We start from the raw sequence: 18,412 nt of genomic DNA on the forward strand, positions 1-18,412 counted from the left end.
GCATGGATACCGTACCGTTAAGTGAGTGGCAAGCGCTGGCACAGATATTCACGCGACGGCGACGGGACGGTCGCCGTCACGGACACGACCATGACACCAGACACTCCCGATTACGGACCGGATCGCCAGGCCGAGGTCTATCTCAACGGAATGCTCGAGGACGAACCCCCCGAGTTCCCCGTCTCCTACGAGGACCTCGAGGAACGCGCCCGCGAGGAACTCAGCGAGGAGGCGTTCGCCTACGTCGCGGGCGGCGCGGGTTCGGAGTCGACGGTCGCCGCGAACGACCGCGCCTTCGACGCGTGGCAGATCGTTCCCCGAATCATGCGGGACATCTCCGAGCGCGACCTGTCGGTCGACCTCTTTGACCGCGAGTACCCCGCGCCCGTCTTGCTCGCACCGATCGGCGTCCAGTCGATCCTCCACGAGGAGGCCGAACTGGCCGTCGCCCGCGCGGCGAGCGAGTTCTCGGTGCCGATGATCTGTAGCTCCGTCTCCTCGTACTCGATGGAGGAAGTCGGCGACGAACTCGGCGAGAGTCCGGGCTGGTTCCAACTCTACTGGAGTTCCGATCGAGACGTGGCGGCCAGCTTTCTAGAGCGCGCCGAGGACGCGGGGTACGAGGCCGTCGTCGTCACGCTCGACACGCCGAAAATGGGGTGGCGAGAACGCGACGTCGAACTCGGTTACCTCCCCTTCCTCGAGGCACAGGGCCTGAAAAACTACTTCGAGGATCCGGCCTTCCGCGAGCGACTCGATGGGGCCGATCCCCGGGAGAATCAGGAGGCTGCGATCGCGTCCTGGCAGGCCTGCTTCGGCGACGCCTCGCTGACCTGGGACGACCTCGAGTGGCTCGAGGCCCAGACCGATTTGCCGATCGTCGTGAAGGGCGTACTCCACCCCGACGACGCTCGCGAGGCGGTCGAACGCGGCGTCGACGGGATGGTCGTCTCGAACCACGGCGGCCGGCAGGTCGACGGCGCGATTCCGGCGCTCGACGCGCTCCCGGACGTCGTCGACGCGGTCGCGGACGCGACCAGCGCGGACCGCGAGGTTCCAGTCCTCTTCGACAGCGGCATCCGACGCGGGAGCGACGTGATCCGGGCGATCGCGCTCGGTGCCGACGCGGTCCTGCTGGGTCGGCCCTACGCGCTCGGACTCGGAATCGGCGGCGAGGACGGCGTCAGCGCCGTCCTCGAGAACCTGCTGGCCGATCTCGATCTGACGGTCGGGCTCTCGGGGTGTGCGAGCATCGACGAGATCGACCGGTCGACGATCCGGAGGGCCGAGCGATGAGCGAGGACGCGACGGCGGACGGCGACGCAACCGCACCCGCAGACGGCGAGTGGGAGGCCGTCTTCTGGGACATCGGCGGCGTCATCCTCGCGCTCGATTCCGTCCAGGCCGCCCACGCCGACTTCATCGCGGACCTACTCGAGCGCCACGAGGTGGACGCGACGGTCGAGGAGGCCATCGACACCTGGCGGTCGACCGTCGGAAACTACTTCCGCGAGCGCGACGGCACCGAGTTCCGGTCGGCTCGCGACGGCTACCACCGCGGCGTCGCGGCCATCGTCGGGGAGGAGATCCCTCGAGCCGACTGGCAGCCCCGATTCGACGAGGTCGTTCGATCCTCGATCGAGCCGATCCCGGGGGCCGTCGAGACGATCGAACGCCTCGCCGAGCGGGACCTCCACGTCGGCGTCATCAGCGACGTCGACGACGCGGAGGGCCGGGAGATGCTCGAGCGCTTCGGCGTCCGCGAGCGCTTCGATTCGATCACCACCTCCGAGGAGGTCGGGCGCACGAAGCCCGATCCGGCCATGTTCGAGACGGCGCTCGAGAAGGCCGGCGTCGACCCGGAACGGTCGCTGATGATCGGCGATCGCTACGACCACGACGTGAAGGGGGCCGCGGCGATGGGAATGCACGGCGTCGCGTTCGGGGCCGACGACGGTCCGGCCGTCTCCTACCGGATCGAGACGCCGACGGACGTCCTCGAGATCGTCGACGGTGTCGAACACGGTTCGACGAACAGTTAGCGCGGGACCCGCGCTGACGGCGGCGATGAGCCGCGCTGATCGAGACGGCGGACGCTCCGGCGAGGAAATGCGGGTCGAATGGCACTCACTCGACTCGAGCGAGAACCGGAAATCGATTCTCCGGACCTGAGTCAGCCGCTCGTTCCTGAACTCGCCGGGGAGTCTATTTAAGTCGATCGCGATTTCGAACCGAGCCCGTAAATCCAACGGGACCGTCTCGAGGAGCTGTACAAGTAGATTCCCGCGATCGTGGAATTCACAGCTGTTTATATGTCGTCTGTCGACTCCTATCGAAGTAGGTGAAGATCACATGTCCTCAGAGAAGATGACTGTCGGTGCGAACGTGTTCGAAAGCGAGATCGGTGGCGTCAGCGTCCGCGCGAAGGCCCACAGCCTGAGCGCGTGGTTCGTGCTCGCGCTGCGGCTCATGATGGGCTACGCGTTCCTCTATTCCGGGGCCACGAAGGTCGCGGAGGGAGGCTTTAGCGCCGGCGGCTACCTGACTCACAGCGCCGCCACGAACGGCAATCCCCTCGCCGGGGTGTTCGCCTGGATGGGCAGTACGCCGTGGTTCGTCGAATTCGCGAACGTCGCGGTCCCGTGGGGAGAGGTCCTGATCGGCCTCGGCCTGCTCGTCGGTGCGCTCGTCCGCCTCGCGGCGTTCTTTGGCGCGCTCATGATGCTCATGTTCTACTTCGGGAACTGGGATATCGCCCACGGTATCATCAACGGCGACTTCGCGTACATGCTCGTGTTCCTCGCCGTCGCCGCCTTCGGTGCCGGCCGGATCCTCGGGCTGGACCGACTCATCGAGGAGTACGAGGTCGACGGCCAACCGCTGCTCGAGAAGTATCCGAAACTCGACTACATCCTCGGGTAAGTCGCGTTCTCTTTTCTCTCTCCTGAGTACGCGTCTGTCCTCCCAGTCCGCGTACGGCGAGTGGCCCGCGAGCCGGTCGCGTTCCCGACGAACGTCCGGGGCGGGTCCGCTCGAGGGGCTACTTCGCGCCGGATCTCCGGTCACTTTCCGCGTCCATTGGTAACTTCCACCTCACAAACATTGTAAAAGATGATTCGCAGCGTAACTATTTTCGTAAAGGGGGGACGTATTAGCAGACGACAATGCCCACAGCGAATCACGAACCGAGGGTTGACACCGTATCGGCCGTCCACGCCGAAAACACCGCCGAGTCGCTCCCATGAGCGAGAACTACTACGAGCGCCTCGTCGACGAGGACGCGTTGGTCGCGTATCTGGGGGAACACCTCGGCGAGGTCGACGACTACGACATCGCCCGCCATCAGGAGGGACACTCGAACGAAACCCTGTTCGTCACCTGGGGTGACCGCGAGTTCGTTATCCGGCGGCCGCCGCCGGGCGAAACCGCCGACACGGCACACGACGTCCTCCGCGAGTATCGCGTGACGAACGCGGTCGCCGACACCGACGTTCCCGTGCCGACGCCGGTACTCGCCTGCGACGACCACGACGTCATCGGGAGCGACTTCTACGTGATGGAACAACTCGAGGGGGACGTCCTCCGGGAGGACGAACCGGAGCGATTCGCCGAACCGGAGTATCGCCGGCGGGTCGGCGAGGAGCTCGTCGACAATCTGGCGACGATTCACGATCTCGACTACGAGGAGATCGGACTCGGCGAGTTCGGCCGGCCGTCGGGATACACCCAGCGACAGGTCGACCGCTGGGGCAAACAGCTCTCATGGGCGTTCGAAGTGACCGAAGAGGAGCGGGAGGTTCCCGTCCTCCACGAGGTCGGCGACTGGCTCCGCGACAACGTGCCCGAAGAACACCCCCACACGCTCGTCCACGGCGACTACAAGCTCGACAACGTCATGTTCGCGCCGGGGACGCCGCCGGAACTGATCGGCGTCTTCGACTGGGAGATGGCCACGCTCGGCGATCCGCGCGCCGATCTGGGCTGGATGCTCTCCTACTGGCGCGACGCGAAGGACCCCGAGCCGTCGATTCCCGAACTCTCGACCCGCTTCATGGAGCGGGAGGGCTACTCGAGCCGAGCCGAACTGGTCGAGCGCTGGGAGGAGCGGACCGGCTACGAGTTCGAACACGAGCGGTTCTACCGGACGCTGGCCGTCTACAAGCTGGCCGGCCTCGGCGAGATGTTCTTCCGGCGCTACCTCGAGGGGAACAGCGACGATCCGATGTACCCGAAGATGGAAGAGCGCGTCCCGGCGCTGGCCGCGCGAGCGAAGCGGATCATCGAGGGCGACGAACCGCTGTAGCGCGATCAGTTTGCGATTTTCCATCAACAAGCGCGTGCCGCTCGAGTGGCGAGCGAAACGACCGATGGATCGAACGAACTGTTCGGGTAGAGTGAACGGAACAGTGTATTCTAAAGGGATCGGGTAAGGCAACGCGTCCTGCTATCGCGGCAACAGGGGATCGCCACGCCCTCCCCAACCGATTCGTTCGGTCGCTGCGCTCCCTCACTCATCCCTCGCGCAATGTCGTCAGCCGCCCTCACTCTCGTTCGGTCGGCTTCCAGTGCGCGCCACTGCACGCCGGCTGGCCGGTCCGAAGTGATACATCGATCGCCTGTACGTCCCATGCAGCAATCGACGAGGGGCATTCGAGTCGGACGACTCGAGTCGATCGCGAAATCGAACTCATCCCGTCCCCGTCGACCGCTGGTCGGCCGTCCGATCGGAATAAACTCGAGTCGCGATTACCGACGTTTACTTGAAACTCGAGTCAGCGTATGCGCGGTACAACGGCGGACAACGGGCTTAACATTGCTAAGTCGGTTCGGTGGTATTAAGACCATCCCGAGCAATCACACGACCATGTCACTGGACAGCATCGACCGCGTTGCAGTGCTGGGCGCGGGGAACATGGGGCACGGAATTACCGAAGTAACGGCCATGGCCGGCTACGACGTCACGATGCGGGACATCAAAGACGAGTTCGTCGAGGACGGCTACGAGTCGGTCAAGTGGAGCCTCGAGAAACTCGAGGAGAAGGAACTCATCGACGAGTCCGCCGACGAGGTCCTCTCGCGGATCGACATCACGACGGACCTCGAGGAGGCCGTCGCCGACGCCGACCTCGTGATCGAGGCCGCACCCGAAGACCTCGACCTGAAACACGACATCTTCACCTCCCTCGAGGAGTACACCAGCGAGGACACGCTGCTGGCGACCAACACCTCGAGTCTCCCGATCACGGACATCGCGGAGGCCGTCGACACGCCCGAGCGCGTGCTGGGCCTACACTTCTTCAACCCGCCGGTGAAGATGGACTTAGTCGAGGTCATCTACGGCGAGGATACCAGCGACGAGGCGGCCGAAGCGGGCTACGAGTGGGTCGAGTCGATCGGCAAGACGCCGATCTACGTCCGCAAGGACGTCCGCGGCTTCGTCGTCAACACCATCGTCGGGCCGTTCGGCGACGAGTCCTCCTGGATGGTCTCGAACGGCGAGGCCACGATCCGCGAGGTCGACGCGACGATGGTCCACGAGCGGGGCTACCCGATGGGGCCGTTCGAACTGGCCGACCTGAGCGGGATCGACATCGGCTACCACGTCCGCAAGGAAGCCGGTCAGCCGGTCCCGCCGATCATCGAGGAGAAAGTCGAGAACGACGAACTCGGCCAGAAGACCGGGAAGGGGTTCTACGACTACGAGGACGGCGACGGCGCGGACTACGAACCCGAAGACGCGGGCGACTTCGACTGGCTGCGCGTCGAAGCGCGCATGATCAACGCCGCCGCCTCCCTCGTCGGCGACGGCGTCGCCAAACCCGAGGAGGTCGACACCGGCGTCCAGCTCGGGCTCGGCTTCCCCGAGGGCATCTGCCGCCGCGCGGACAAGCTCGGTCTCGATACGGTTCTCAAGAAGCTCGAGACCCTCTACGAGGAGACCGGCTCGGACCGCTACGAGCCCCATCCGTACCTCGAGCAGCTCGTCGAGGAAGGCAAAACCGGCGAGGACGCCGGTGCCGGCTTCTACGACTACGGCGACGACGAACTCGGCCCCTATCACGACCTGAACTACGAGCTGGAGGACGGCGTCCTCTCCGTCGAACTCGACCGACCGTCCCGAATGAACGCGCTCTCGGAGGACCTGCTGAACGAGATCGACGAGCTGTTCTCGTCGGTCGACACCGACGACGTCCGGTGTGCGACGATCGAAGGCGCGGGCGACCAGGCGTTCTGCGCCGGTGCGGACGTCTCCGGCTTCAGCGACGCGAACCCGACCGACCTGATGGACGTGACGCCCGCCTTCGAGACGGTCAACGACTTCGAACGCCCCGTCCTCGCGAAGATCGACGGCTTCTGTCTCGGCGGCGGCCTCGAGCTCGCGCTGGCCTGCGACCTGCGCGTCGCGACCGACCGCTCGTCGTTCGGCGCACCCGAGATCAACCTCGGCCTGATCCCCGGCGGCGGCGGCACGCAGCGACTCACCCGCATCCTCGGCGAGACCCGCGCGAAGGAACTGGTCTTCCGAGGCAACCACATCGACGCCGACCGCGCCGAGGAGTGGGGCCTGATCAACCGCTCGGTCGAGCGCGACGAGTTCGACGACACCGTCGAGGAGTTCGTCTCCGACCTCGCCGGCGGCCCGCCGATCGCCCTCAAGATCGCCAAGAAAGTCATGAACGAAGGCGAGGACGCGAGCCTCGAGGCCGCCGTCGCCATGGAGAGCCAGGGCTTCGGCCTCCTGTCGAGCACCGAGGACGTCCTCGAGGGGACCGCGGCGTTCGCGGAGGACCGCGAGCCCGAGTTCGAGGGCAAGTGAGATGACCGATGGACCGGACGAGCCGTCCGCGTGGCCCGAGTGGGCGTCGTTCGTCGAGCACCACGGCTACCTGTCGTGGCTCGACATCGACGTCGACCACCTCGAGGACGGACGTGCGGTCCTCGTCATCGAGCGAAACGAGGACTTCGAGAACCCTACCGGGACCGAGGGATACGATCCGGTCCACGGCGGGATCGTCGCGACGCTGATCGACACCTCGAGTGCGTTCGCGCTCCGAAGCACGTTAGAGAACCCGTCGGAGGCGTTCCTGACGACGACAGACCTCAACGTCTCGTATCTGCGGCCGGCGACGGGCGACCTGCGGGCCGAAGCCGAAGTACTTCGCGTCGGCGGCTCGACCGGCGTCACCGACGTGACCATCGAGGGGGAAGACGGCGAGGCTGCCGTCGGCCGGACTACCTACCGGCTGTTCCGCGACGGCATCGACGGCTAACAACTACCGGGCGGGGTTACCGCTCGTTGCGTTCTTTTCGCAAGTCCTCGTAGATCCGCGGATCGGTCTGGAACTTGAGGACGTTGTGAACCGCCGAGTTGCGAACGTTCGCGATGACGTCGCCGTATTCGGTGTAGCACTCGTGGATCCACTGGGAGACCTCCTGGCGGTCGCGGAACATCATCACGGTCTTCCACTGGTACTCCCCGTCCGAGAGGAAGAAGAACAGGGTGTGTTTGTCCGCCTTGATATACTCCATCGCGTCGCGCCAGCTCTCGGCAAAGTTCTCGGGATTGAACTTGAACTCGAACAGCGCGAAGATGTAATACTCCTCGTTGGGGATGATCGCCTCGCGGAAGACGCCCTCGTCGCGCATCCGCCGGATCGACTCGCTGACGGTGACGTGGGAGACATCGATGTCGTACTCCTCCTCGAGCACCTGCGTGAGTTCCCGGGAGGACAACTGCGGATCGTTCGAGAGTTCACAGAGGATCGCGATGTCGCGATCTTTGAACTCCCAGGTCGGTGGGTCACCACTCATAGGTGCGTGAACGTCGTAGCTGACATACTGTTACACTTCCGTTCCGGACAGGAACTCACGGAGGCGGTCGGCGTAGGCGTCGGATCGGTCCTCTGGCACCCAGTGGTAGGCGTCAGACAGCGGCGCGAGCGTCGCGTCCGGGATATCCTCGGCCAATCGTTCGGCGTACGCGTAGGGCTGCATCACGTCGTCTTCGCCCCACAGCAGCAACGTCTCCGCGGCGATCGCCTCGTAGTCGATCTCGGTCGTGTGGTTGGTGTTCGTCGCGACGGCGTCGCGAACCAGCGAGACGTGACCGTCGTCGGTCAGCCACGGCGCTTTCATACCGTCGACGAACTCGGGATCCGCCTCGCCGTAGGCGCCCTCGACGAACGCCGAATCGAGGCGTCCCTCGAGTTCCTCGCGCTCGAGATCGGCCGTCGACGGGAGGCCAAGATTCGAGACGAACTCGACCGGCCAGGAGTCGTAACAGACCGCGTTCGAGAGGACGAGTCGGTCGACCGCGTCGGGATTGTGCGCGGCGAAGCGAAGGGCGACGCCGCCGCCGATGTCGTGGGCGACGAGCGCGATTCGATCGATACCGAGGTCGGCGAGGAGGGCCTCGAGCATCCGTTCCTGGGCCCGAATCGAGCGATCGAAATCGTCGCTCATCGCGGAGTTGCCGTAGCCGACCATGTCGAGCGCGATCGTGCGTCGATCCTCGGCGACCGCCGGCACGATATCGCGCCAGAGGAACGACCAGGTCGGAATGCCGTGGACGAAGACGACCGGCGGGTCATCGCCCTCGTCGGGACCGGTGTCGTGGTACGCTACCTCGAGGTCGCGGTCGTCGACCGAGACCGTCGTCGTCGACTGCTCGTCGCTCCAGGTCTCGTGATCGACCATCTATCGCACCCCGTTCCGACGACCGATCCGTGGAAGACGGCTCACGTCGTTTGGTTCGCGATACCGATCGTCGGCCTCTGCGCGTGGAATTGTCTGGCGTCGCATCGGTGATACACCACCATTTCAGTTTCCAACACAAAGTCAGTTTGGGAGCTGCCTACCGTTGGTAACGCAGTCTCCGTTACTCGCCCTCGGGACCCGTCGACAGCCCCGCCAGCGACTCCTCGCCGATCTCCTCGAGCACGCGGTCGTGAAACGACTGGAGCGCGGCGCTCTCGTCCTCGGCGAGGACGACGTCGCTGGCCGAGAGCGTCGCGAGACCGAACGCCCGCGGCGTCGGCGAATCGAGGAGCCGTCGGGAGACCGCGAGATCGCCCGCGTCGATCGCGCTGACTATCCCCTCGATCTCGTCGACGTTCAGCTTGTCCTCGAGGATCTCGCGGTAGGTCTCCTCGATCACGGCGAAGTTCTCGAGTTCCTCGGCGAACCCCAGCAGCATCTCGCTGGAGACCTGCTGTTCGCTCGCTGACTTCTCGTAGCCCTTGTAGCGCTTGAGAATCATCAGCGATCGGGTCGCGTTGATCCGGAAGTAGCGCTGGAGGAGGTCGGTTCCCGACAGCGACGCCCGGAGATCCGCGCGGACGTCGTCGGGCTCGAGGTCGTCGATGACGCCCTCGATGTCGACCTTTCGGTTGAGGGGCATCGAGAGGACGAAGCCGTTGTCCGCGACCGCCACGCGGACGTTGGCCGTCGCCTCCTGCGCACAGCGGTACGCGAACAAGCGCGAGAGCCCGTCGTTGACCTTGCGGCCGTAGTTCGAGTGAACGTAGTAGTGACGCTCGTACTCCTCGCGGTCGCGGACGACTTCGATCGCGAGCCGGTCGGGCGCGCTCACGCTCGCCGCGTCGGCGTACCGACACTGGTACTCGAACAGGCGAGCGATCGCCCGGACGCTGTCGTCGTCCAGCGGGAACTCCCGGAGCCACGCGCGGACCCGCGGGGGGCCGCCGTCCGCGTAGTGCGCGAGGAGTTCACCCTGAAAGTCGAGGATCTCACAGCCCAGGTCGTAGGAGAGGGGGAGCCGCTCGGAGTACCACGAGGGGACGGTCGGCCGGGCGCTCGTGCGGTCGACGTATACCTTCGATCCGCGCCGGTAGCTGTACTCGAAGTGATCGCCGCCGAGGACGAAGACGTCGCCCTTCTCGAGGGTGTCGAGGTAGGACTCGTCGAGCTGGCCGACCCACTCGTCGCTCGCGCGCGTCTTGACGTCGCAGGTAAAGGAGTCCGGAATCGTCCCGATGTTGGTCATGTAGATGACGCGCGCGAGCCGGCCGCGCTTACCGATCAGTCGCTCGCCGACCGGGTACTCCTCGTAGTGGTGTTCGCCGTCGGGCGGATCGTTCTCGTCGCGCCAGACCTTCGCGTAGACGTTGCGGTCCTCGAGGCCGGCGTACTCCGCCGTCAGGTATCGCATGAGCGACTCGTACTCGTCGTCGGTGTAGTTGCGGTAGGGATACGCGCGCCGGAGGATAGCCGTGAGGTCGACCTCGGGTCTGATCTCGGCGATCGCCATCCCGTAGACGTGCTGGGCGGCCACGTCCTGGGCGTTCTCGGGGATCGACACGGAGTCGACGAACCCCTCCGCGGCCGTCTTGAGCATGACCGCACACTCGACGAGTTCGTCCCGGTCGAGGGCGATCACTCGGCCGGTGACGGTCTGGCCGACGCGGTGGCCCGCCCGCCCGACCCGCTGGAGCAAGGCGGCGACGGACTTGGGCGAGCCGACCTGTACGACCAGATCGACGTGGGGCATGTCGATCCCCAGCTCGAGGCTCGTCGAGGAGGTGACCACGTCGAGGTCGCCCGCTTTCAGTCGTCCCTCGACGTCTTGCCGGACCTCCTTCGAGAGGCTCCCGTGGTGACACCCCGAGTTCTCCTCGTCGTAGGCGTCGAATCGCTCTCGGAGATTGTGGAGGACGCGCTCCGCGCCCGAGCGCGTGTTGGTGAAAACGAGCGTGTTCGTGTGTCCCTGGACGTGGTCGTGGAGCATCCGATAAAACCGCTCTTGGACGACCTCGCGGGGCGTGTTGATCAGGTCGTCCGTCGGGCATTCGAGCTGGAGATCGAACTCGCGGGCGAAGCGAGCGTCGACGATATCGTAGTCCCGGGGCTGACCGCCGGGCTCCGCGCGGCCAACGAGGAACTCAGCCACGCGATTCAGTGGCTCGATCGTCGCGGAGCAGCCGATCCTGGTGATCTCGTTCGCGGCCATCGCCTCGAGTCGCTCGAGGCTCACCGAGAGGTGCGTCCCTCGCTTGCCCGCCGCCAGCGAGTGGATCTCGTCGACGATGACGTACTCGACGGTGCGGAGCTTCTCGCGGAACTTCGGCGAGTTGAGGAGGATCGCGAGCGTCTCGGGCGTCGTGTTGAGGATGTGGGGCGTCTCCTCGAGCATCTTCTGGCGGTCGCTCGAGGAGGTGTCGCCGTGGCGAATGGCGTGGCGAATCTCGCCCATCGAGTCGTCGCCGTCGCGCTCGGCGACGATTTCCTCGATGCCGTCGAGGGGGACCTCGAGATTGCGGTGAATGTCGTTCGCGAGGGATTTGAGCGGGGAGACGTAGAGGCAGTAGACCGAGTTCTCGAGCCCGTCCGCCCCGTCGCGCTTGAACAGTTCGTTGATGATCGCACAGAAACTGGCCTGGGTCTTGCCGCTGCCAGTCGGCGCACAGACCAAGGTGTTCGTCCCCTCGTGAATCTTCGGGATCGCGCCCCGCTGTGGCGGCGTGAAGAACCCCTCGTTCTCGGGAACGAACTCGCCGAACGCCGCGAGCCACCACTCCTGGACCGCCGGCTCGAGGAGGTCGAAGACGTCGCCGTCTTCGATCGTCGCAGCGGCGGGATCGAAAGGGAGGGCGTCGTCGGCGACCGGCAACTCGAGGCGCTCGTTCCCGTCCATTACCGTCGTCTCGGGGGCCGGCGTGTAAGAGGGTTTGGACGGCGGGGTGAAAGTGAAACGGCCGGCAGTTCGCCTCCCGCCGGCCCCGAACTGCCACGGCGTCAGATCGGTTTTCGGGGACAGCCACAATATAGTTATTCTTTCGTTCGAGACAGTCAGGAAATGCGATCTCCACGGGTGCTCACTGTTCTCGTTCTTCTCGTCGGGCTGCTAACGACCGGGGTCGTCGCCGGTGCGACGGTCGTCGATCCCGACGGCGACGGAGAGCCGATGCTGGTGGAACTCCGCGACGGAACCGCCCCGTTCGACGGCGACACCGACGGAGACGGACTCGATGACGGCGCGGAAAAGCGACGCGGGACCGACCCGACCGCCGCGGATACGGACGGTGACGGGCTCGCGGACGGAACGGAGGTGCACGACCACGGGACGGATCCGCTCGAGGCGGATACTGACGGCGACGACCTCGACGACGGCGCGGAGATCCGCGACCACGAGACCGAGCCGCTCGAGGCGGACACCGACGGCGACGGTCTCGACGACGGCCCGGAAGTTCGCGACTACGAGACTGGCCCGACCGAGTCGGACACTGACGGCGACGGCCTCGACGATGGGACGGAAGTCCACGAGCACGGGACGAATCCGTTGACGCCCGATTCCGACGACGACGGACTGACCGATTCCGACGAATTCGAGGCGTACGGGACGGATCCGCTCGAGTCGGATACGGACGGCGACGGGCTCGCGGACGGCCCCGAGATCGACGAGTACGACACCGATCCGACCGCCGCCGATACGGACGGTGACGGACTCAACGACGGCGCGGAAGTCCACGAGCACGGGACGGATCCGCTCGAGTCGGATACGGACGGCGACGGGCTCTCGGACGGCGCGGAGGTCCACCGGCAGGATCTCTATCCCGACGCCGACCCGCTCAGGACGGACATCTACGTCGAACTCGACCGGATGGAGGGGGTCAACCTCGAGCGCGCCGAGATCGAGCGAGTCGTCGACGAGTTCGACGCCGCGCCGCTCTCGAACCCCGGCGGATCGTCCGGCGCGGACCTGCACGTCGTTTACAGCGATGCGATTCCCCGTGACTCGTCGACCGATGTCGGCCAGCTAACCGAGTACCGATCGCGATACTTCGACCGGACTGGCGAGGGATATCACTATCTGGCCATCGTCGAGAACGTCGCCGGCGATACCGCCCGGGGGAACGTCATCGGCAAGGCCGGGCTCGGAACGATGATGGTCGAAGACCAGTGGGGCGACGACCACACCGGGTCGACCGTGATGCACGAGCTAGGCCACTCGCTCGGGCTGTCGAACACTGACTTCGACGGGATCGACTCCGCCCGATACGGCTTCCGGAGTTACACGAGCGTTATGAACTACGACGCGCCGCGGGAGTTCTACGGCTTCTCCTCGGAATCCGGGCCCCGCACCTTCGACGACTGGAGCTATCTCGACGAGCACATGTTCACGCCGGCGACGTCCGCCGTCACCGTGGACGGCTGAGACGGTTTGCTGTACCAATGTACCGGCGCGACGCGATCCGGCCTGCGGTCGCGCCGGGACTGACTGATAGCAGACCGTCTGACTCGAGACGCGGCGGTCGACAGCGTCCGATCGGACTCGGCGACTACCGTCTTGGACCGGTCCCGGTCGAACCGCTTCGGTCGGCGTCGTTCTCCGTCACATCGACGCGGCCCGCGCTATCGACGGACACGTGTTTGCCTCGGTACGCGAACTCGACCGACGCTGCGGCCTCGCTCGGATCCTCGTCCGGACGAAACAGCGCGTCGAGCGCGTCGGTATCGATGACCGCGTGCAGCGGTGGCTCGAGATCCATCGGGTCGGTCCCCTCGTGTGCTGCCACCCCCTGCACCACCCTGATGCTAGTCGGAGTCGTTGCTGACATATGACGGGCGGCAACGAGGATCGCAATAATTCCCTCGATACTTTACTGACGGCTGGCAGCCACGTGGCAGACGCACGTCAGACGCCTGCCCTCGCTCCAACGAAGGATGGTGCGTGATCGTGAGTTCGGCGTTTCCCGGTCACGGCCACGTGCTCTCGCACCCGAGGTTGTGAAGCGACGATCCCTGTGACGCGTCTGAAACGCTCGATCGGATTCCGTCGAGTGAAACAGTTCACTATGGCTCTAATCAACAGATATCGGTGTGAACGATACTGCCGACCGCCAGACCGACAGGTCGATGGGACCGAAGAGGCGTCAGGCTGGTCGTGGACCGCTCCGAGCGGCCACGACTCGAGCGAGGACACCATCGCCGACGAGGACGTAAAACGCGTCGCCACGTAAACGATCAAAGAAAGCCGGAAAAACGGTTTCTCGATCCGCAAAACCGTCGAATACGTCCCGTTCGCCGCGTCGACCGTCTCGACGTGGTGGAGCGATGATCAAAACGGCGGCGAGAAGCGAGAATGGGGTGATCACCGCCGAAACAGTAGCTGACCGCATGGCGGTGGTCACGTGTTTACTTCACGAACCTCCAGGGGGCTGCAGTTTGTCTATCGAGCGCACGGGCGCTCTGGCCGCACGATCCTACGTGATAAAAGAGTCCGCTTGCGCGATGTACCGCTATTACGGTGGCACGGTGGCGGCGATCACCGCGGAATCGAGCGAGCGAAAGTCTCGATCGATACTATCTTCTGAATAAGCGATTCCGTTCCGCCTTAATCACCAATTTCCCTCGAACCGGTGTCTGTCACGGAACGGCATCAGTTACCGTCGTCTGACGCACGTCAGTAGAGGAACGTCTGGTTTTATGTGGCAGTTCCTGACATCAGTGACCGTGCAATCGACTCAATCACTCAGTCTGAAGATCGTAGAAAAAATTGCCGAACGGGAAGGGGTCGAACCGGAAGAACTCAACCCACCGATCCACTCCGCGATTAACACGGACGCACTCGACTCACTCTATGAAGCAAGTGATCCCGATAGGAGTCCGTCTACAGTCGAATTCGCCTACAGAGGCTACACGGTGACTGTCGATAGTACGGGAGATGTGAATATCGAGAAACGCGTATCGTCCTTCGATCCCAATAAAACGGCAGTGTGACCCGCTCTGAACCCCGGGACTGAAATTCGATCTCTTGTTAGTCGGCCTCAGTAGTGACCTCGAACGTCACTGCTCGAGTCGAAATCGTCTCGGCGGTCTCTCGGCGCTGCTCGAGCGTGAGGGCGTCCGCCGCTGGCCTTCGAACGCTCGAGTTCCCGGTGTTCTTCTTGCTCGGTCTCCCTCGAGATCGCCGTGTTTATCGAGTAGCCCTCGACAAGTGGATCGTCTTTCAGCAGGGTGATCGGTCAGCGTACGGCCGATGTGGTTGCGCTTGCGTGTGTGATGCAGTCGTCTCGATCTGCACGTTGCGGTCGTCCACCTTCCGCCGCTCCTCGAGGACGTTGTCGAACGCTCGAGTACGAGAGACGCGGAACCCGTGCGGATAGGAGTCACGTTCGCTGGCCGGCGTCCGCTCGAATCCATCCGGCCACTCGAGGCGCTCAGACATCGGTCTCACCTCCGTGGCGGCCGGGCGATGTCTCCGGGTCCGGAATCGAAACGTCGACGCCAGCAGCGGAGCCGCGGCTCAGTCGTGCGTAGGTATCGCAGTCGCCACAGCGGTGGGCTCGGTTGCGGTTGTCACCGAAAACTCGCGAGAAGTGGTCGGTGACGTGGGCTCCACAGTGCTTGCACGTCGAGTTGTCGACCGACGGCCAGGGAGCGACCGTCACGCTGACCACCTCCCGGTAGTCTGTCGACTATGTGGTAATATACCGAGACCGAGAATTGGATTTTCGGCCGTCTCGAGGGGACGAGACGCTAAGAGTTGAACACTTAGATGATTTCGAGTGGGACCGCCGAGAATTGAACTCGGGTCCTACGGACCCCATCCGCAGAGGATACCACTACCCCACGGTCCCGTACCTGATTCGATGCCCGTCTGCCGCTTAAGAGTGTCGTTTCGCGGCCGCTCCAACACGGGTTTCCGTCACCAATCGATCGAGACCGCTCAGACCAGCACGCGCTCGAGATCCACCACAACACCGCTGTCAGCGTCGACATCACCGGCCAGTTCGCCGAGACACACCGCCGCACCGTCGGGCGTGTAACAGGCCACGAGCGCTCCCTGCTCGATCCCGTCGTCGGCCTCGAGCACGCCCGGCGCGTAGACCGGCGCGCCCTCGGCCACCTCGCGGGCCGCGTTCCGAGCGATCACGACGCTCGGGATCCCCTCGAGCATGCGCTCTGCGGGCTCGACGATGTCGTACAGCGGTTCGGGGTCGTCGTCCTCGAGCCAGAAGCCCAGCGCGTCGAGGAAATCGTGGGCACTGTGGAGCGTCCGATCGTCGAACGGGTCCGTCGCCGTCCGGCGAAGGTGCCCCATGTGCGCGCCCGTTCCCAGCGCCAGTCCGAGGTCGTGACACAGTTTGCGGACGTAGGTCCCGCTCTCGCAACGCATCCGCACGAGGAGCCGTCGGTCCTCGGCCTCGAGCACTTCGAGTTCGTAGATCTCACGAACGCGCAGGCGACGGGTCACCGCGCTCTTGCGCGGGGGCTTCTGATAGATCGGCCCCTCGAACTCCGCGACGACCGACTCGGCGTCGGCCGGAACCGGCGCGTGACACTCGAGGACGGCCACGTACTCCTTGCCGCCCTCGAGAAAGACCTGTGCGAGCCGGGTCGCGTCGCCGAGCATCATCGGGAGACAGCCGGTCACCTTCGGATCGAGCGTCCCCGCGTGGGCGGCGCGATCGATCCGCGACTCGACGCCGCGCTCGGCCAGCGTCTCGTCGACGGCGTCGCGCAGCCAGCCGCTGACCTGATGCGAGGACGGACCGGGCGGCTTGTCGAGGTTGACGACGCCGAAGGTGAGCAACTCGGCGGGCGAGCGCTCGCCCGGTGGGCCACGGAGCGTCATTAGAAGTCGGTCTCGAGGTCGACGAGCGCTTTCCCCTCGTCGCCGGCGGCGTCGTAGCGTTCGACGGCGGTCACGAGCATGTCGAGGACGGCGTCGGGCTCCCAGCGGGCCGTGTTCACCGAGAGGTCGTAGATAGTCAGATCTCGGATGTCGATCCCGTAGTACTCCTCGTAGCGCTGGGCCTCGCTGGCTTCGCGGGCCTTCGTCTCCTCGGTCGCGCGATCGGGATCTTTCGCCTCGCGCTCGGCGATGCGTTTCCCCCGAACCCGTGCCGGCGCGTCCAGCCAGAAGCGGAAATCAGCCTGTTCGCCGGCCAGCCAGCCCGCGAGCCTGGACTCGAGCACGAGATCGGTCTCCTCGACCGCGATCTCTCGCAGCCGCCGGTCGAGATCGCGGTCGATCTCGTCGTTCTCCTCGGCGAGCTTGTTGAACTCGAGGGGGGTGTAGCCGCGTTCGTCGGCCAGATCGCGGAAGATGTCACCGCCGCTGACGTGGTCGAGATCGAAGGCGTCGGCGAGCAACTCGGCGGTCGTGCTCTTCCCGCTTCCCGGCGGGCCGGAGACGGTGAGTAACATAGTCGATCTGCGAGGGGGCAGGTGAAATGGGTTTTGAATGCGCGAAGCCGGTCGATCCGGTCCAAAGCAAACGAGAAGAGCTGGTAGCCGACGGGTCAGCTCAGGCGTTCGACGGCGACATATCGATGTTCAGCGACTTACGGATCAACTGGGAGAACCCCATCGAGCACAGGAAGTACCAGACGATCCACGCCTGCATCGGTCCGAGCACGCCTTCCTGCCACTCGATCTCGCCGACGAGGGGCATCACGACGGTCTCCTCTGCCGCGCCGATAGCGCCCGTCCGAATCGTCCAGTACATCCAGAGGAACAGTGGAATCGTCAACAGCATGATCCAGACCATCGGGCGGAACTGCTCTTTGAACATGCCCAGGTTGTCCGCCATGGCCTCCATCTGCTCTTCGCGGGCCTTTTCGATCTCGTTTTCGATGCGTTCGATTTCGGCCTCGCTCGCGCCGCGGTCCTCGGCGTCTTTCTTTTTCTGCCGGAGTTCCTTCTGTTCGTTCTGGACGGACTTCATCCGTTCTTGATACTTGCCCATAATCTCCGTGTTCATCAGGTTCGCCTGGAGCAGCGACGAGTAGAGACCGGTGAGCAGCGCGACCGAGAGGATCACGGCGTAGAACGGTAACGCCGCATCGAGCGGACCGAGCACGACGTTGACTGCATTCCCGACGACGTTCTGAATCGAGTCGAACCAGTACCCCGGCATCAACAGGAGTGCCCCCACGCCGGCCAGCTTGTCCCACTGCGACCAGCTCGATTCCTCCTCGTCGATGTCGACGTCGGCCGGGGCACCGCTGCCACCGTCGCCATCGCCGTCGAGTGCCCGATCGTAGGCCTCGCGATCGGCGATCACGAACCCTTGGTCGCCGTCGACTAACACTCCTTTCTCGATCAGTCGCCCCCACTGTCCGCTCGTCAGGTCGTCGCTGACGTCGGCCCACTGGACCTCGCCGCCGTTCCTGTCGGCTTCATCGCGGATCGCCTCGAGGGCTGCCGCCATGGAGGAATCCTCGCGAACGAGGGCGTCGATCTTTTCGGCTGTACGCGTCATCTGGTTTGTGCTAGGGTTGGTCCGATATACAAGTGTTTTTCTTCGGGTGGAGCCCGCGGTACTCGAGCGACCGGTCGGTGGGCAGACGTCCGGCGGGTCTTTCTGTGAATTATTTCCAACAATTAAATCGGTGTCAAGATAGGTGGTAATCCGATGGTGTGAAAGTTTCGTAAAAAAGACATT

General features: G+C 64.6%; 17 protein-coding genes, 1 tRNA gene and 1 pseudogene. 8 read left to right on the forward strand and 11 right to left on the reverse strand.

Annotation, left to right across the window (positions count from 1 at the left end; translation table 11 throughout):
- Positions 1 to 90 precede the first annotated feature (90 nt).
- From AC0QDI_RS10560 to AC0QDI_RS10585, 6 genes are all read left to right on the forward strand, one after another.
- A complete protein-coding gene (locus AC0QDI_RS10560; protein WP_474667898.1) occupies positions 91 to 1,296 on the forward strand; it encodes a lactate 2-monooxygenase in 1,206 nt (401 codons plus the stop codon).
- Positions 1,293 to 2,042: an HAD family hydrolase gene (locus AC0QDI_RS10565; protein ID WP_474667900.1), complete on the forward strand. Its 750-nt coding sequence runs from the start codon at positions 1,293 to 1,295 to the stop codon at positions 2,040 to 2,042. The genes AC0QDI_RS10560 and AC0QDI_RS10565 overlap by 4 nt, the downstream gene beginning before the upstream one ends.
- Positions 2,043 to 2,352: 310 nt before the next feature.
- Positions 2,353 to 2,922, forward strand: a complete 570-nt coding sequence (locus AC0QDI_RS10570) for a DoxX family protein (protein ID WP_474667902.1) — start codon at positions 2,353 to 2,355, stop codon at positions 2,920 to 2,922.
- Between the two features lie 319 nt (positions 2,923 to 3,241).
- On the forward strand, positions 3,242 to 4,303 hold the full coding sequence (locus tag AC0QDI_RS10575) for a phosphotransferase family protein (protein WP_474667904.1): 1,062 nt from the start codon (positions 3,242 to 3,244) through the stop codon (positions 4,301 to 4,303).
- 561 nt (positions 4,304 to 4,864) lie between these two features.
- Positions 4,865 to 6,817, forward strand: a complete 1,953-nt coding sequence (locus AC0QDI_RS10580; protein ID WP_474667906.1) for a 3-hydroxyacyl-CoA dehydrogenase/enoyl-CoA hydratase family protein — start codon at positions 4,865 to 4,867, stop codon at positions 6,815 to 6,817.
- Position 6,818: 1 nt separating this feature from the next.
- Positions 6,819 to 7,271: a PaaI family thioesterase gene (locus AC0QDI_RS10585; protein ID WP_254761614.1), complete on the forward strand. Its 453-nt coding sequence runs from the start codon at positions 6,819 to 6,821 to the stop codon at positions 7,269 to 7,271.
- Between the two features lie 16 nt (positions 7,272 to 7,287).
- On the opposite strand, the gene AC0QDI_RS10590 is transcribed toward AC0QDI_RS10585, so the two are convergent.
- The 3 genes from AC0QDI_RS10590 to AC0QDI_RS10600 form a co-directional block, all read right to left on the reverse strand.
- Entirely contained in the window at positions 7,288 to 7,812 is a 525-nt protein-coding gene (locus AC0QDI_RS10590) for an Lrp/AsnC family transcriptional regulator (protein ID WP_474667908.1), read from the reverse strand.
- A 30-nt stretch (positions 7,813 to 7,842) separates the two neighbouring features.
- Positions 7,843 to 8,697 carry an alpha/beta fold hydrolase gene (locus tag AC0QDI_RS10595; protein ID WP_474667909.1) on the reverse strand — a complete coding sequence of 285 codons (855 nt, stop codon included), beginning with the start codon at positions 8,695 to 8,697 and terminating at the stop codon, positions 7,843 to 7,845.
- 181 nt (positions 8,698 to 8,878) lie between these two features.
- Entirely contained in the window at positions 8,879 to 11,653 is a 2,775-nt protein-coding gene (locus AC0QDI_RS10600; protein ID WP_474667911.1) for an ATP-dependent helicase, read from the reverse strand.
- A 162-nt stretch (positions 11,654 to 11,815) separates the two neighbouring features.
- On the opposite strand from AC0QDI_RS10600, the gene AC0QDI_RS10605 reads away from it, so the two are divergent.
- Complete coding sequence (locus tag AC0QDI_RS10605) at positions 11,816 to 13,174, forward strand: zinc metalloprotease (RefSeq protein ID WP_474667913.1); 1,359 nt, start codon at positions 11,816 to 11,818, stop codon at positions 13,172 to 13,174.
- 124 nt (positions 13,175 to 13,298) lie between these two features.
- On the opposite strand, the gene AC0QDI_RS10610 is transcribed toward AC0QDI_RS10605, so the two are convergent.
- Positions 13,299 to 13,577, reverse strand: a complete 279-nt coding sequence (locus tag AC0QDI_RS10610) for a HalOD1 output domain-containing protein (RefSeq protein ID WP_474667915.1) — start codon at positions 13,575 to 13,577, stop codon at positions 13,299 to 13,301.
- Positions 13,578 to 14,472: 895 nt separating this feature from the next.
- On the opposite strand from AC0QDI_RS10610, the gene AC0QDI_RS10615 reads away from it, so the two are divergent.
- The gene (locus tag AC0QDI_RS10615) at positions 14,473 to 14,739 is read left to right on the forward strand and encodes a HalOD1 output domain-containing protein (protein WP_474667917.1); all 267 of its coding nucleotides are present in this window, start codon (positions 14,473 to 14,475) and stop codon (positions 14,737 to 14,739) included.
- A 37-nt stretch (positions 14,740 to 14,776) separates the two neighbouring features.
- Here the strand turns inward: AC0QDI_RS10615 and AC0QDI_RS10620 are convergent.
- From AC0QDI_RS10620 to AC0QDI_RS10650, 7 genes and pseudogenes are all read right to left on the reverse strand, one after another.
- A pseudogene (locus AC0QDI_RS10620) lies at positions 14,777 to 14,866 on the reverse strand (DUF7692 domain-containing protein); the annotation flags it as partial.
- A gap of 102 nt (positions 14,867 to 14,968) precedes the next feature.
- The gene (locus tag AC0QDI_RS10625; RefSeq protein ID WP_474667919.1) at positions 14,969 to 15,187 is read right to left on the reverse strand and encodes a hypothetical protein; all 219 of its coding nucleotides are present in this window, start codon (positions 15,185 to 15,187) and stop codon (positions 14,969 to 14,971) included.
- Complete coding sequence (locus tag AC0QDI_RS10630; protein ID WP_474667921.1) at positions 15,180 to 15,419, reverse strand: DUF7563 family protein; 240 nt, start codon at positions 15,417 to 15,419, stop codon at positions 15,180 to 15,182. The genes AC0QDI_RS10625 and AC0QDI_RS10630 overlap by 8 nt, the downstream gene beginning before the upstream one ends.
- 109 nt (positions 15,420 to 15,528) lie before the next feature.
- Positions 15,529 to 15,599 (reverse strand) — tRNA-Pro (locus AC0QDI_RS10635).
- Between the two features lie 89 nt (positions 15,600 to 15,688).
- On the reverse strand, positions 15,689 to 16,597 hold the full coding sequence (locus AC0QDI_RS10640; protein WP_474667923.1) for an RNA-guided pseudouridylation complex pseudouridine synthase subunit Cbf5: 909 nt from the start codon (positions 16,595 to 16,597) through the stop codon (positions 15,689 to 15,691).
- On the reverse strand, positions 16,597 to 17,172 hold the full coding sequence (gene cmk / locus AC0QDI_RS10645; RefSeq protein ID WP_474667925.1) for a (d)CMP kinase: 576 nt from the start codon (positions 17,170 to 17,172) through the stop codon (positions 16,597 to 16,599). The genes AC0QDI_RS10640 and cmk overlap by 1 nt, the downstream gene beginning before the upstream one ends.
- 100 nt (positions 17,173 to 17,272) lie before the next feature.
- Positions 17,273 to 18,229 carry a DUF106 domain-containing protein gene (locus AC0QDI_RS10650; protein WP_474667927.1) on the reverse strand — a complete coding sequence of 319 codons (957 nt, stop codon included), beginning with the start codon at positions 18,227 to 18,229 and terminating at the stop codon, positions 17,273 to 17,275.
- Positions 18,230 to 18,412: the final 183 nt, after the last annotated feature.

The organism is Natrinema sp. LJW11 (assembly GCF_056135975.1).